This is a genomic window from Caulobacter sp. X (assembly GCF_002742635.1).
GTDB lineage: Bacteria > Pseudomonadota > Alphaproteobacteria > Caulobacterales > Caulobacteraceae > Caulobacter.
Window position 1 is genome coordinate 450,294 of sequence record NZ_PEGF01000001.1, and the last position, 14,255, is coordinate 464,548.

Genomic DNA, 14,255 nt, shown 5'->3' on the forward strand with positions numbered 1-14,255 from the left:
CGCAATGACATCAATAGAGGCCGCTCAAGGGATCGACCTTTTGCGGCGGCTTGCCCGGTTGGGCTTGAGGCTGTGGAACCGGCGGCAAACCGGGCGTCAGCTCGTTGTAGGGGATCGGGCCGATGGGGGCGACCTCCACCTTGGGCTCGGTGCCCGGGCGGAAGGCCTCGCGGACGCCACGCACCAGGGCGAACTTGGCGTTCTTCGGCGGCTTGAAGTCAACGACCGGCTGGCCTTCCAGCGCGACCTTCATGAAGTCCATGAACACCGGCACGGGACCGGCCGCGCCGGTTTCGCCCTCGCCCAGCGAGCGGTTGTCGTCGAAGCCGAAGAACACGCCGACGATCAGGTTGGGCGAGTAGCCGACGAACCAGGCGCTGCGGTACTCGTTGGTGGTGCCGGTCTTGCCGGCCAGAGGGCGACCCAACGAGCTGACGGCGGCGGCGGTGCCGCGCTGGACCACGCCCTGCAGCATCGAGGTGATCTGGTAGGCCGTGACCGGATCCATGATCTGGTCCCCCGGCGCGGCGAAGCGCGGGCTCTCGTCGCCATTGAAGCCGGCGTTGCAGCGCTCGCAGTCGCGCTTGTCGGCGCGGAAGATGACCTTGCCCTCGCGGTCCTGGACCAGCTCGATCAGATGCGGGTCGATCCGGCGGCCGCCATTGACGAACGGCGCGTAGGCGGCGGTCAGCTTGAAGGGCGTGGTCTCCCCCGCCCCCAGCGCCATGGCCAGCACCGGGTCCATGTCCTTGACGACGCCGGCCCGCTTGGCGAAGTCGACGATCTTCTTCATGCCGACGCTCTGGGCCAGCCGCACGGTCATGGCGTTGATCGACTGCTCCAGGCCCTTGCGCAGCGGCTGCGCGCCGTAGAACTCCTTGTGATAGTTCTCCGGGCTCCAGTCCTGGCCGTTGGCGCCCTTCAGGGTGATCGGCGCGTCGACCACCACGCTGGCCGGCGTATAGCCGTTCTCCAGGGCCGTGGCGTAGACGAAAGGCTTGAACGACGAGCCGGGTTGGCGCTGGGCCTGGGTGGCGCGGTTGAAGTTCGAGAGCGAATAGCTGTAGCCGCCGACCAGGGCCACGATCCGGCCGGTATAGGGCTCCATCGCCACCAGGGCGCCGTTGACCGCCGGCACCTGGCGCAGGCGGTAGCCGCCGCCGCTGGCGGCCTTCTCGACGAAGACGAGGTCGCCGGCCTTCAGGCCCTTGCCGGCCTTGGCCCAAGTCATGTCCTCGCCGACGATCTGGCCTTCGCCCTCGCCCTTGACCAGGCGCACCTGGCCGCCGTTCGAGGTGACCAGGGCGGGACGCCAGGCGCTGCGCTCGGACGGGATCGGCTTGGCCAGGGCGGTCTTTTCCCAGTTGAGATCGGTGGATTCCACATGACCCCAGGCCCCGCGCCAGCCGTGGCGACGGTCGTAGCGTTCCAGGCCGTCCATCAGCGACGCGCGCGCGGCGGTCTGCAGCCGCGGATCGAGCGTGGTGCGCATGTAGTAGCCACCCTCGTTCAGGCGGGGGCCGAGCGTGGCCATGCCGCGCTGGCGAACTTCCTCGACGAAGTAGTCGGCGTCGCGATAGGCGGCGCGCTTGGGCGCGGCCTGGACGACGAGGTCTTCGGCCATGGCCTGCTGGGCTTGAACCTTCGTGATCCAGCCTTGCTCGGCCATCTGGCCCAGCACCCAGTTGCGACGGGCCATGGCCTTGGCCTTGTTGCGGATCGGGTGATAGTTGTCCGGCCCCTTGGGCAGCGAGGCCAGATAGGCGCACTGGGCCAGGGTCAGGTCCGGCAGCGACTTGCCGAAGTAGTTGTAGGCGGCCGCGCCGACGCCGAACGAGCGATAGCCCAGCCAGATCTCGTTCAGATAGAGCTCGAGGATCTGCTGCTTGGTCAGTGATTGCTCCAGCCGGCTGGCCAGGATCGCTTCCTTGAACTTGCGCCCGACCGTGGCGTCGCTGGTCAGAAGGACGTTCTTGGCGACCTGCTGGGTGATGGTCGAGCCGCCCTCCAACCGCTTGCCGCGGATGGCGTTGCCGACATTCTTGATCATCGCCCGCGACAGGCCGCCGACATCGACGCCGCCATGGGTGAAGAAGTTGCGATCCTCGGCCGCCAGGAAGGCCTGGGCCAGCTGCGGCGGAATCTGGTCGTAGGGGATGAAGATCCGGCGTTCCTTGGAGTACTCGCCGATCAGGGTGCCGTCCCAGGCGTAGACGCGCGTGGCGGTGGGCGGACGGTAGTCCTGCAGCTCGCCGGCGTCGGGCATGTCGTGGAACAGCCAGGCCGCGTAGATCGCGATCGCGAATCCCGCGACGGCGATGAGCGACAGCACCGCCACGCCCGCGATGGCCATCCATCGTTCGCTGGGTTTCAGATCCACGCGACCTCCGTCGAGGCGGACGCCCTCGCCCGCCGCACACCTAGACTTCGATCGTCCGGCGCACGGCGCGAACGTTCGCTCCAGTGATTAGAGCGCGGCGCGCGAAAGGGGAAGCGGACCTTTCGGTCAGGACTTGCGGACGTCCGACGAGAAATAGGCCTCGATGGAGTCGCCGACAGCATCGACCAGGCGGGCGCGGCTGGCCTTGTTGGTCAGGAACGCCTCATCCTCGGGATTGGTGATGAAGCCCATCTCCAGCAGCACGGCCGGCACATCCGGCGCCAGCAGCACGAAGAAGCCGGCGTCGCGGTGGCTGCGACGCAGCAGCGCCGTCTCCTCGCCGACATTGGCCAGCAGCAGCTGGGCGAAGGTGGCCGAGCGATTCTTGGTCGCGCGTTGCGACAGGTCGAGCAGGATCTGGCTGACCGCGCGATCGCGGCCCGGCAGATTGGCCTTCATCAGCCAGTCGTTCTTGTCGAGCACCAGGCCGACCCGGTCGGCGCCCTTCTCGGACAGGGTGTAGACCGAGGCGCCCCGCGTGGTGACGTCGGGCCCGGAATCGGCGTGCAGCGAGATGAAGAGGTCTGCGTCGGCGCGACGAGCGATCTGCACGCGGCCTTCCAGCGGCACGAAGGTGTCGGTCTCGCGCGTCAGGACAACCTGATAGCGGCCGGTCTTCTCCAGACGCGCCTTCAGAGCCTTGGCCGTGGCCAGGGTGACGTCCTTTTCAAAGGCGTTCGCGCCCAGGGCGCCCGAGTCCTTGCCGCCGTGACCGGCGTCGATGACGATCACCTTCTTCAGACGCAGCGGCGCGGCCTTGATCGGCGCGCTGACCATCGAGAGGCGCGGCGCGGCCTGGGACGTGGCGGGAGCCGCCCCGCCGTCGACGGCCTTGAGGTCGATGACATAACGATAGGCGGTGGCGCCGTCGCCTGGCGGCAGCAGGAAGCGGCGGCGGACCTCGACCTTTCCGGCCAGTTCCAGGCGCAGACGGGCGCCGCCGGCGGCCTCGTCGATCAGCCAGTGCTTGACCAGACCTTGGCCGGAGCCCTGCAGGTCGCCGGAAATGGTGATGTTCGGCAGCGCCAGCACGAGGCGCTGGTCGCTGGCGCCGTCCGACAGCAGCTTGCCAGCGGCGGCGCGGTCCAGGTCGATCACGACGCGGGTCTCAGTCCGGTCGCCGCCGAAGCGGACCTTCTGCACGCCCGAAGGCGCGGCGGGCCCCTGGGCGGTCGCGACGGCGACGCCGGCGACGGTCATGCCGCCGACGATCAGGGCCGCCCTGAACCAACCCATACGGGCCAGACTGATGAGAACCTTACGCATACCCGCCCGCGTTAGCCGGATTTGGTGAACCGATCGTCAATATCGGCCCGAGGGGGTAGCCAAAGGGTTAAGTCCTGATCGACGTGGAAAGCTTTTCTTTTCCGCGCCAATGTGGCTACAGTCGCGCCGCGTGCGAAGTTCCGTGATCGTCACGACTGCGTGCGGGCTGCTCTGGTTTCGAAAGAGGTCCTGAACCCCTTCCGTCGCCGGGTCAGCAGACTACATGGTTCGAGATCCGGCAGACCGTGGGGGCAAGACGCCTACCGAGACGCCGTATCGCGGGGCCCGCGTCGGGCTCAAACGCCTCCTGGCGACGACGCGCCATCCGATCCGCGCCACCTGGCGCGACATACGAAACATCCAATCCGCGCCTCGCGCGGTAGGGACAAAACGAAACCCCAATGGGCTGCGCCGCACCCGACCGCCTTTGGCACCCGACCCTTCGCAACCGCGCTGGCGGGGCGACGGTCGGCGACGCGCGCGTCCTTCATTCATATCGGCGACCGGGCCTCGCGCCCGCCGCGCGCCGTGGAGACTTCCTTAATGTCGAAGAAGATGCTGATCGACGCAGCACACGCCGAAGAGACGCGTGTGGTCGTCGTGGACGGAACCCGGGTTGAAGAGTTCGATTTCGAGAGCCAGACCCGCAAACAGCTTCGTGGAAATATCTATCTCGCCAAGGTGACCCGCGTCGAACCCAGCCTGCAGGCTGCGTTCGTCGAGTACGGCGGCAATCGTCACGGCTTCCTGGCGTTCAACGAAATCCACCCGGACTACTACCAGATCCCCGTCGCCGACCGCGAAGCGCTGATGCGCGACGACTCTGGTGACGACGAGGACGACACGCCGATCTCGCGTCGCGCCACGGGCGGCGATGACGAGGACGACGTCAACGGCGAAGACACCGCGATCGACGACGACGAAGACGACGTCGAAGAAGAGCTGGCGCGCCGCAAGCGCCGGCTGATGCGCAAGTACAAGATCCAGGAAGTGATCCGCCGCCGGCAGATCATGCTGGTCCAGGTCGTCAAGGAAGAGCGCGGCAACAAGGGGGCGGCCCTGACCACCTACCTCTCGCTAGCCGGCCGCTACGGCGTCCTGATGCCCAACACCGCCCGCGGCGGCGGCATCAGCCGCAAGATCACGGCGGTCACCGACCGCAAGCGCCTGAAGAGCGTCGTCCAGAGCCTGGACGTGCCGCAGGGCATGGGCCTGATTGTCCGCACGGCCGGCGCCAAGCGCACCAAGGCCGAGATCAAGCGCGACTACGAATATCTGCTGCGTTTGTGGGAAAACATCCGCGACAACACGCTGCACTCGGTCGCGCCGGCGCTGATCTACGAGGAAGAAGACCTCGTCAAACGCGCCATCCGCGATATGTACGACAAGGACCTGGACGGCATCTGGGTCGAGGGCGACGCCGGCTACAAGGAAGCGCGTGACTTCATGCGCATGCTGATGCCGAGCCAGGCCAAGAAGGTCTTCAACTACCGCGACCCGACCCCGCTGTTCGTCAAGAACAAGATCGAGGACCACCTGGCCCAGATCTATTCGCCGGTCGTGCCGCTGAAGTCCGGCGGCTATCTGGTGATCAACCAGACCGAGGCCCTGGTCGCCATCGACGTCAACTCGGGCAAGGCCACGCGCGAGCGCAACATCGAGGCCACCGCGCTCAAGACGAACTGCGAAGCCGCCGAGGAAGCCGCGCGCCAGCTGCGCCTGCGCGACCTGGCCGGCCTGATCGTCATCGACTTCATCGACATGGATGAAGCCAAGAATAACCGCACGGTCGAGAAGGTCCTGAAGGACGCTCTGAAGGACGACCGCGCGCGCATCCAGATGGGCAAGATCTCGGGCTTTGGCCTGATGGAGATCAGCCGTCAGCGCCGCCGCACCGGCGTGCTGGAAGGCACCACCCACGTGTGCGAACACTGCGAAGGCACCGGCCGCGTCCGCTCGGTCGAGTCCAGCGCCCTGGCCGCTCTGCGCGCGGTCGAGGCCGAGGCTCTGAAGGGGTCGGGCAGCGTGATCCTGAAGGTCTCGCGCGCGGTCGGCCTCTATATCCTGAACGAAAAGCGCGCCTACCTGCAGCGCCTGCTGGAGACGCACGGCCTGTTCGTGACCGTGACGGTCGACGACAGCCTGCGCGCCGGCGACCAGGAGATCGAGCGCACCGAGCTTGGCGAGCGTATCGCCGTCGCGCCGGCGCCCTATGTCGACGAGGACGATGACTTCGACGACGCGGCCTACGAGGACGAAGCCGAGGACGACGAGGAAATCCTCGAGGACGAGGAAGACATCGAGCGCGAAGACACCGACGACGACGAGGCCTCGGCCCGCAAGCAGGCGCGCGATGACGACCGTGGCGACCGCAAGGGCCGCCGCCGTCGCGACCGCCGTCGCGGCCGTCGCGACGACCGTGAGACGGACGTCGAAGTCGACGGCGAAGCCGAAGGCGACGAGGAAGACGCCGACGACCGCGCCGAGTTCGGCGACGAGGACGAGGACGCCCGCCGTCGTCGTCGCCGTCGCGGTCGCCGCGGCGGTCGTCGCGGCGGTCGCGAGGATGGCGATCGTCAGACCGACGCCTATGTCTGGATCCGTCCGCGCGTCCCGTTTGGCGAGAACGTCTTCACTTGGCACGACCCGGCCGCCCTTGTCGGCGGCAATGGCGGCGAAGGCCGTCGCCCCGCGCCGGAAGCTCGCGCCGAGGCTCCGACCGAACGTCCCGAGCGCGCCGAACGTGAGGAGCGCCCCGCTCGCGAACGCGGCCGTCGCGGTCGTGACCGCGGTCGCCGCAACCGCGACGAAGCGCCGGTCGCCGAGGCCGCCGTGGCCGAAGCCGCCTCGCCCGTCGAGGTCGTGACCGCCGCCGAACCGGCCGAGCCGTTCGAAGCGCCGATCCTGGCCCCGCCGGTGATCTCCGCGCCGCCGGCCGACGTCTGGGTCGAGCTGCCGGAAGCCGAGGAAGCGCCGAAGAAGCCCAAGCGCACCCGCTCGCGCAGCAAGAAAGCGACCGCCGAGGTCGCCGAGGCGGCCGAGGCCGTGGCTGAAGTCGTCACCGAATCGGCTGCGGTCGCTCCGCCCGAGCCGGAAGCCGCGCCGGTGGTCGCAGCCGCGCCCGCGCCGGCTCCGGAACCGGAACCGGAGGTCGTGGCGCCCCAGGCCGTGACGCCAGAGGTCGTGACGGAAGCCGAGCCGGCCGCTCCGGCCGAGCCCGATCCGGCCGAGATCACCACCCCGCCCGAAAAGCCGCGTCGCGGCTGGTGGCGCCGGTAGCTGAGCTGAAAACGGCCCGCGCTTCCGACCGAGGCGCGGGCCGAAATCGTCGCAGGGGCAGGCGCAAGCCTTGTTCCCTCCGCAAGATGATCCAAGTTAGACTGATCGGGTTCGCGGGGGCGCGATCTGGAGATCATTCGATGACCTCGCGTCGAGGGCATGCCGGAAAGCGCCAGACTGGGCGTGGCCAGATAGAGCGTCGATTGGTCGTCGCGCTGTCGGCGCTGTCCATCGTCGCGTCCGGCGTGTCGGTCCCCAAGGTCGCCCTGGCCCAGGACGACGCCCCGTCTCTGATCCGCGACACCGAGATCGAAGAGATTCTGCATCACGACGCCGACCCGATTTTCGCGGCGGCGGGTCTGGATCCCAGGAACGTCCGGATCCTGATCGTCGGCGACAAGAGCCTGAACGCCTTCGCCACCCAAGGCTTGCAGATGGGCCTGAACACCGGCCTGATCCTGCAGACCGAGAACCCGAACCAGCTGCGCGGCGTCATCGCCCACGAAACCGGACACTTGGCCGGCGGCCACCCCATCCGCTCCGACGAGATGATGCGGGCGGGTCTCAAGCCCATGATCCTGACCATGGGTCTGGGCATCCTGGCCGCCCTCGCCGGCTCGCCCGACGGCGGCGCGGCCCTGATCGCCAACTCCCAGTACGCCGGCGCGCTGGGCGCGCTGGGCTATAGCCGCGAGCAGGAGTCTCGCGCGGACCAGGCCGGCGCCGGCTTCCTGGAAGCAACAGGTCAATCGGGCCGCGGTCTCGTCGAGTTCTTCGACAACTTCCGCTACCAGGAGGTCTTCGACCAGGCTCGGCGATACGCCTATTTCCGCAGCCACCCGCTGTCGTCCGAACGCATCGAAGTGCTGCGCAGCCGCGTCGAGCGCCAGCCGCACTACAGCGCCGTCGACACGCCCGAGGACATCGCCCAGCACGAGGTGATGAAGGCCAAGCTGGAAGGCTTCATCAATCCGCAGGTCGCCTTGATGAAGTACAAGGAGACCGACGCCAGCTTCCCCGCCCGCTACGCGCGCGCCATCGCCTACTACCAGATGAAGGATCCGGATCGGTCCTTGAAGCTGATCGACGGCCTGATCGCCAACAATCCCGACAATCCCTATCTCTGGGAGCTGAAGGGTCAGGTCCTGTTCGAGTTCAACCGCATCGCCCTGGCCGAGGAGCCGCAGCGCAAGTCGGTCGCTCTGAAGCCCGACGCCGCCCTGCTGCGGGTCAACCTCGGCCAGACCCTGATCAACCTGAATGACCCGGCCAAGGTCGAGGAAGGCGTCAAGGAGCTGAAACGCAGCCTGTTGAACGAGCCCGACAACACCGTCGCCTGGCGCCTGCTGGCCCAGGCCTATGACAAGCAGAAGAAGGACGGCGAGGCGCGCCTGGCGACCGCCGAGCAGTACTTCTCGCTGGGTGCCATTCGGGAGGCGCGGGTCTTCGCCATGCGGGCCCGCGAATTGCTGCCCAAGGACACCCCGGACTGGCGCCGCGCCACCGACATCGTCCTGGCCTCCCGCCCCTCGAACCAGGACCTGAAGGACCTGGCCAAGGACGGCGCCGTGCAATCCAATCTCGGCCGATAGCCGGCCTGCCTAACCTAGAGATCTCGATGACCCTGCTTCGTCGCGCCGCGACCCTCGCTATTCCGCTGGCCATCGCCGGCCTGACCCTCGCCGGCTGCGAGCGGCCCGACGCCAAGCCCAGCGAACGGTTTGGCGAGAAGGTCCGCGCCTATCTGCTCGAGCACCCCGAGGTGCTGATGGAGGTCAGCCAGAAGCTGCAGGAAAAGCAGGCCAGCCAGCAAGCGGCCTCGGCCCAGAAGGCGATCGGCCAATATCGGCAGGCGATCGAGCGCGATCCGCGCGACGTCGTGATCAATCCGGCGGGGACCATCACGGTCACCGAGTTTTTCGACTACCGCTGCGGCTACTGCAAGCACGCCGCGCCCGAGATCGTGGAGCTGGTCCAGAAGAACCCCGACATTCGCCTGGTGCTAAAGGACTTCGTGATCTTCGGCCGCGACAGCGAGGCCGCCGCGCGCCTGATGCTGGGCGCCAAGGACCAGGGCAAGAGCCTGGAGCTCTACAAGGCGCTGATGGCCGAGAACGCCCTCGACGCCGCGGGCGCCCTGCGGATCGCCAAGGGACTGGGGGTCGATCTCGACAAGGCCAAGGCCGCTGGCGAGAGCCAGTCCGTGACCCAGCACTTGGCCGACACCGAAGCCCTGGCCAAGACCCTGGCCCTGCAAGGCACGCCGGCTTTCGTGGTGGGCGACACCCTGATCCCGGGCGCCGACATCAACGCGCTCAAGCTGGCGATCGAGCAGACGCGGGCGAGCAAGGCCAAGGCGGGCTGACAACTATTCTCTCCGCCCCCTCCGGGGGCGGACGACCGCGCGACGCGCGGTCAGGTGGGGCAAAGCGGCGTTTCCGAACCACGCTCGCCCCGTCCGCGCCTGCGGCGCTCCTCCCCCCGGAGGGGGAAGAAGCTTCTACTTAAATCAGCCCCGCCAACGGCGAGCTGGGATCGGCGTAGAGCCGCTTTTGCATCCGGCCGGCCAGATAGGCCTCGCGGCCGGCGATGACGGCGTGCTTCATCGCCTTGGCCATGCGGATCGGGTCCTTGGCCTCGGCGATGGCGGTGTTCATCAGGATGGCGTCGCAGCCCAGCTCCATGCCGATCGCCGCGTCCGAGGCCGTGCCGACCCCGGCGTCGACCAGCACCGGCACCTTGGCGTTCTCGACGATGATCCGCAGGTTCACGCGGTTCTGGATGCCCAGGCCCGAGCCGATCGGCGCGCCCAGCGGCATGATCGCCACGGCGCCCGCCTCTTCCAGCTTCTTGGCGTAGACCGGGTCGTCCGAGCAGTAGACCATCACCTGGAACCCGTCGGCGACCAGCAGCTTCAGCGAGCGCAGGGTCTCTTCCATGTCGGGGAACAGGGTCTTGGGGTCGCTGAGGACCTCCAGCTTCACCAGGTCCCAGCCGCCGGCCTCGCGCGCCAGCCGCAGGGTGCGAACGGCGTCCTCGCCCGTGAAGCAGCCCGCCGTATTGGGCAGATAGGTGAACTCGGTCGGCTTGACGTAGTCGACCAGCAGCGGCTGGGTCGGATCCGTCAAGTTCACGCGGCGCACGGCCACGGTGACGATCTCGGCCCCGGCCGCGCGGGCGGCTGCGGCGTTGGTCGCATAGTCCTTGTACTTGCCCGTGCCGACAATCAGGCGCGAGCGGAAGGTGCGGCCGGCGACGGTCCAGGTCTCGTCGCTATCAGCGGTGACGGTGTCGGGGGAAACATGCGCGTTCATGCGGCTGGTTTACGCCCCGGCAGCCGGCGTTTCAAATACGCAGGATCAACCGCCGCCGATAAAAGTGACGATCTCGATGCGGTCGCCGTCGGCCAGGGCCGTGTCGGCATAGGTCGAACGCGGGGCGATCTCGAGGTTGCGCTCGACCGCCACCTTGCGGGCGTCCAGGCCCAGCGACTCCACCAGATCCGCGATCGTGCGCACCTCGCCCACGTCCCGTTCTTCGCCGTTCAATAGAAGTCTCATATCGCCTCCGAAGCGAGCCGTGCTTGTGACCCGAGGGAACCGGCTATACAAGACCTCCCGGAATCGACGGCGGAGCCGCATGGTAAAACCGATCCACGTGCTGAGCGGCCCCAACCTCAACCTGTTGGGAACCCGCGAGCCCGAGATTTACGGCAAGGACACGCTCGAGGATGTCCGGACGCGCTGTGAGGCGCGGGCGGCTTCGCGCGGCGTTTCGGTGGTCTTCCGCCAGTCCAACCACGAGGGCGTCCTGATCGATTGGGTGCAAGAGGCGCGTGAGTCGGCCTCGGCGCTCATTCTCAATCCGGCTGGCTACGGCCACACCTCGATCGCGTTGCTGGACGCGCTCAAGACCTTGAGCATCCCGGTGATCGAGTGCCATCTGTCCAACCCGGCGGCGCGAGAGGACTTCCGCCGTCACACCTATGTGTCGCTGGCGGCCACGGGGATCGTCTCCGGGTTCGGCGCGGCTAGCTATGAATTGGCGATCGAGGCCGCTTTCGGCCTGATCGGCGTTTAACGAGGACCTCGCCCCAGCGCTTTTCCGCGGCGCGCGGCGTTTCAGAACAACAAGGTAAGCTTCCATGTCGAACCCCAAGGCCCCCGCCGATCCGGTCGAAGCTCCGGCGATCGACGCCCGTCTGGTCCGCAAGATCGCGGACATCCTGAAGGACACGGGCCTCTCGGAGATCGAGGTCGAACATGCCGGCCTGAAGATCCGCGTCGCGCGCGAACTGACCGCGGCGCCGGTCAACTACGTCCAGGCCGCGGCTCCCGCCTACGCCCCGGCGCCCGCCGCCGCTCCGGCTCCGGCCGCCGCCGCGCCCGCCGCCGAAGCCGCTCAGGCCCCGGCCGCCGCTCGCGGCGACGCCGTGAAGTCGCCGATGGTCGGCACCGCCTACCTGTCGCCGCAGCCCGGCGCCGACCCGTTCGTGAAGGTCGGCGACACCGTCTCGGCCGGTCAGACCCTGCTGATCGTCGAAGCCATGAAGACCATGAACCCGATTTCGGCCCCGAAGGCCGGCAAGATCGTCGAGATCCTGGTCGCCGACGCCCAGCCCGTCGAGTTCGGCGAGCCGCTCGTCGTCATCGAGTAACGCTCATGTTCGACAAGATCCTCATCGCGAACCGGGGCGAGATCGCGCTCCGGGTTCACCGCGCCTGCAAGGAAATGGGCATCTCGACGGTGGCCGTGCACTCCGAGGCCGACCGCAACTCCATGTGGGTGCGCCTGGCCGACGAAAGCGTCTGCATCGGTCCGGCCCCGGCCGCCAAGAGCTACCTGAACATCCCGTCGATCATCGCGGCCGCCGAGATCACCGGCGCCCAGGCGATTCACCCGGGTTATGGCTTCCTGTCCGAGAACGCCCGCTTCGCCGAGATCGTCGGCGCGCACGGCTTCACCTTCATCGGTCCGAAGCCCGAGCACATCCGGATGATGGGCGACAAGATCACCGCCAAGCAGGCCGTGAAGGACGCAGGCATTCCGGTCGTTCCCGGCTCGGACGGCGGCGTCTCGACCGAGGAAGAGGCCTTCGAGGCCGCCGAGAAGATCGGCTTCCCCGTGCTGATCAAGGCCGCCGCCGGCGGCGGCGGGCGGGGGATGAAGGTCGCCCAGACGCGTGAAGACCTGGCCGAGGCGGTCTCGACCGCCCGCGCCGAGGCCCGCGCCGCCTTCGGCGACGACACGGTCTACATGGAGCGCTACCTCCAGAAGCCGCGCCACATCGAGCTGCAGGTCATCGCCGACAGCCATGGCAACGTCGTGCACCTGGGCGAACGCGACTGCTCGCTGCAGCGTCGTCACCAGAAGGTGCTGGAAGAAGCCCCCTCGCCCGCCCTGTCGGCCGAGGGTCGCGCCAAGATCGGCAAGATCGTCGTCGATGCCGTGAAGGCCATCGGCTACCTGGGTGTCGGGACCATCGAGTTCCTGTGGGAGAACGACGAATTCTTCTTCATCGAGATGAACACCCGCCTGCAGGTCGAGCATCCGGTCACCGAAGCCATCACCGGCATCGACCTGGTGCGCGAGCAGATCCGCATCGCGGCGGGTCTGCCGCTGTCGTTCACGCAAGAAGACGTGGTCTTCGAAGGCCACGCCATCGAGTGCCGGATCAACGCCGAGAACGCGCGGACGTTCACGCCGTCGCCGGGCACGATCACCGACTTCCACGCCCCCGGCGGCCTGGGCGTTCGCCTGGATTCGGCGATCTACACCGGCTATGCGATCCCGCCCTACTACGACAGCCTGATCGGCAAGCTGATCGTGCACGGCCGCGACCGCGCCGAGTGCGTCGCGCGCCTGAAGCGCTGCCTGGCCGAAATGGTCGTCGGCGGCGTCGAGACCACGATCCCGCTGTTCCAGGACCTCCTGGTGCAGCCCGACATCCTGGCCGGCGACTACGACATCCACTGGTTGGAGCGCTGGATCAAAGCCCAGGAAGCCTAGTCCAGGCTCAGATATGGAAGACGCCTTCACGGTCGATGACCTGATCGCCTGCTACGCGCGTGGCGTCTTCCCTATGGCCGACGCCCGCGAGGACGAAAGCCTCTTCCTGATCGATCCCGAGCGGCGGGGCGTCCTGCCGCTCGGGAGCTTCCACATCCCCAAGCGCTTGGCGCGGACGGTCCGCAACGGCCCGTACGAGGTGCGCATCGACACCGCCTTCGACGCGGTGATCGAGGGCTGCGCCGCGTCACGGCCCGGCCGCGTGGACACCTGGATCAACCACCCCATTCAGCGGCTCTACGGACAGCTCTACGCGCGGGGCCTGGCGCATAGCGTCGAGACCTGGCTGGAGGGCGAGTTGGTCGGCGGGCTCTACGGCGTCTCGCTGGGCGGCGCGTTCTTCGGCGAGAGCATGTTCTCGACGGCGCGCGACGCCAGCAAGGTGGCGCTGGTGCACCTGGTCGCGCGATTGATCGCCGGCGGCTACCAGCTGCTGGACACTCAGTTCCTGACCGAGCACCTGACGCAATTCGGGACGATCGAGATCAGCCGAGCGGCATATCGGAAGCTTCTAGCCAAGGCGCTCGACGCGCCCGGCGACTTCTACGGCTTGGCGGGCGGGGCGACCGGGATCGACTGCTTGCAGGCGATCAGCCAGGCGTCATAGACCGGGTGCTGCAGCGGGTTCAGACCCGGCGAGCTGGCGTACATCCAACCCTTGTAGATCTGGCGCCCGGCGGGCGCGGGGCGACCGGCCTGGGCCTTGGGCTGGGTGTCGACGATGACATAGGCCGCCGTCTCCGGCGCGACCTCGTCGGCCGCGGCGGTCTCGCAAGCGCGGACCGTGAAGACCAGGGTCTTGTAGCGGATCGGCTGACCGACCGGGACCTCGAAGCGCATCGTTTCGGTCGTGACCTTGTCCAGCGCCTGCATGATGGCGATGGCGTAGCGCTGGCGCTTGGCCGGCTCCGGCGGCTTGACCGGCGCGGTCGGGGCCGGAGGCTTGTCCTGGGTCTCGGCGGGTGGCGGCGCGGCCTGGGATGACGGCGTCGCCGCGACCGGCGCGCTTTGCACAGGCTGTGACGGCCGAAGCTCGGGCGTCGGGGATGTGGCGGGCCGAGCCGTTGGCGCGGTCGGCGCTTGCGGCGCCGCCTGAGGGGCTTGAGCCTGTTGCGGAACAGCCTGACGGGCGGACGCCGCGCTTCCGGCCAGACCGGCCAGCACCGCGGCGGCGGCGATCCAGGACGTCCGGCTGGACATC

General features: G+C 68.0%; 13 protein-coding genes. 8 read left to right on the forward strand and 5 right to left on the reverse strand.

Translation table 11 applies throughout. From position 1 onward, the window contains the following. Positions 1-10: 10 nt before the first annotated feature. Positions 11-2,380 carry a penicillin-binding protein 1A gene (locus CSW60_RS01940; protein ID WP_201722947.1) on the reverse strand — a complete coding sequence of 790 codons (2,370 nt, stop codon included), beginning with the start codon at positions 2,378-2,380 and terminating at the stop codon, positions 11-13. A 126-nt stretch (positions 2,381-2,506) separates the two neighbouring features. Beyond that, on the reverse strand, positions 2,507-3,706 hold the full coding sequence (locus tag CSW60_RS01945) for an N-acetylmuramoyl-L-alanine amidase (protein WP_099535666.1): 1,200 nt from the start codon (positions 3,704-3,706) through the stop codon (positions 2,507-2,509). A gap of 401 nt (positions 3,707-4,107) precedes the next feature. On the opposite strand from CSW60_RS01945, the gene CSW60_RS01950 reads away from it, so the two are divergent. The 4 genes from CSW60_RS01950 (at position 4,108) to CSW60_RS01965 (ending at position 9,350) form a co-directional block, all read left to right on the forward strand. Further along, a complete protein-coding gene (locus CSW60_RS01950) occupies positions 4,108-4,326 on the forward strand; it encodes a hypothetical protein (RefSeq protein WP_099535667.1) in 219 nt (72 codons plus the stop codon). Continuing rightward, positions 4,250-6,985, forward strand: a complete 2,736-nt coding sequence (locus tag CSW60_RS01955; protein WP_099535668.1) for a ribonuclease E/G — start codon at positions 4,250-4,252, stop codon at positions 6,983-6,985. Before CSW60_RS01950 ends, CSW60_RS01955 begins: the two co-directional genes overlap by 77 nt. A gap of 140 nt (positions 6,986-7,125) precedes the next feature. Beyond that, the gene (locus tag CSW60_RS01960) at positions 7,126-8,577 is read left to right on the forward strand and encodes a M48 family metalloprotease (protein WP_099535669.1); all 1,452 of its coding nucleotides are present in this window, start codon (positions 7,126-7,128) and stop codon (positions 8,575-8,577) included. Positions 8,578-8,603: 26 nt separating this feature from the next. After that, on the forward strand, positions 8,604-9,350 hold the full coding sequence (locus tag CSW60_RS01965; protein ID WP_099535670.1) for a DsbA family protein: 747 nt from the start codon (positions 8,604-8,606) through the stop codon (positions 9,348-9,350). 139 nt (positions 9,351-9,489) lie between these two features. Here the strand turns inward: CSW60_RS01965 and CSW60_RS01970 are convergent, their stop codons facing one another. Further along, positions 9,490-10,299 (reverse strand): thiazole synthase, encoded by an 810-nt coding sequence (locus CSW60_RS01970; protein ID WP_201722948.1) that lies wholly within the window; start codon positions 10,297-10,299, stop codon positions 9,490-9,492. Between the two features lie 45 nt (positions 10,300-10,344). Further along, positions 10,345-10,545, reverse strand: coding sequence for a sulfur carrier protein ThiS (gene thiS / locus CSW60_RS23580; protein WP_201722949.1), 201 nt, complete (start codon positions 10,543-10,545; stop codon positions 10,345-10,347). A gap of 79 nt (positions 10,546-10,624) precedes the next feature. On the opposite strand from thiS, the gene aroQ reads away from it, so the two are divergent. From aroQ to aat, 4 genes are all read left to right on the forward strand, one after another. Next, entirely contained in the window at positions 10,625-11,065 is a 441-nt protein-coding gene (gene aroQ / locus CSW60_RS01975; protein WP_099535671.1) for a type II 3-dehydroquinate dehydratase, read from the forward strand. A 64-nt stretch (positions 11,066-11,129) separates the two neighbouring features. Continuing rightward, complete coding sequence (gene accB, locus CSW60_RS01980; RefSeq protein WP_099535672.1) at positions 11,130-11,642, forward strand: acetyl-CoA carboxylase biotin carboxyl carrier protein; 513 nt, start codon at positions 11,130-11,132, stop codon at positions 11,640-11,642. Positions 11,643-11,647: 5 nt separating this feature from the next. Then, positions 11,648-12,994, forward strand: coding sequence for an acetyl-CoA carboxylase biotin carboxylase subunit (gene accC / locus CSW60_RS01985; RefSeq protein ID WP_099535673.1), 1,347 nt, complete (start codon positions 11,648-11,650; stop codon positions 12,992-12,994). Positions 12,995-13,007: 13 nt separating this feature from the next. Continuing rightward, complete coding sequence (gene aat, locus CSW60_RS01990; protein ID WP_099535674.1) at positions 13,008-13,661, forward strand: leucyl/phenylalanyl-tRNA--protein transferase; 654 nt, start codon at positions 13,008-13,010, stop codon at positions 13,659-13,661. Here aat and CSW60_RS01995 read toward each other — a convergent pair. Next, positions 13,598-14,254, reverse strand: a complete 657-nt coding sequence (locus CSW60_RS01995; RefSeq protein WP_099535675.1) for a DUF2155 domain-containing protein — start codon at positions 14,252-14,254, stop codon at positions 13,598-13,600. The genes aat and CSW60_RS01995 overlap by 64 nt on opposite strands. Position 14,255 lies beyond the last annotated feature (1 nt).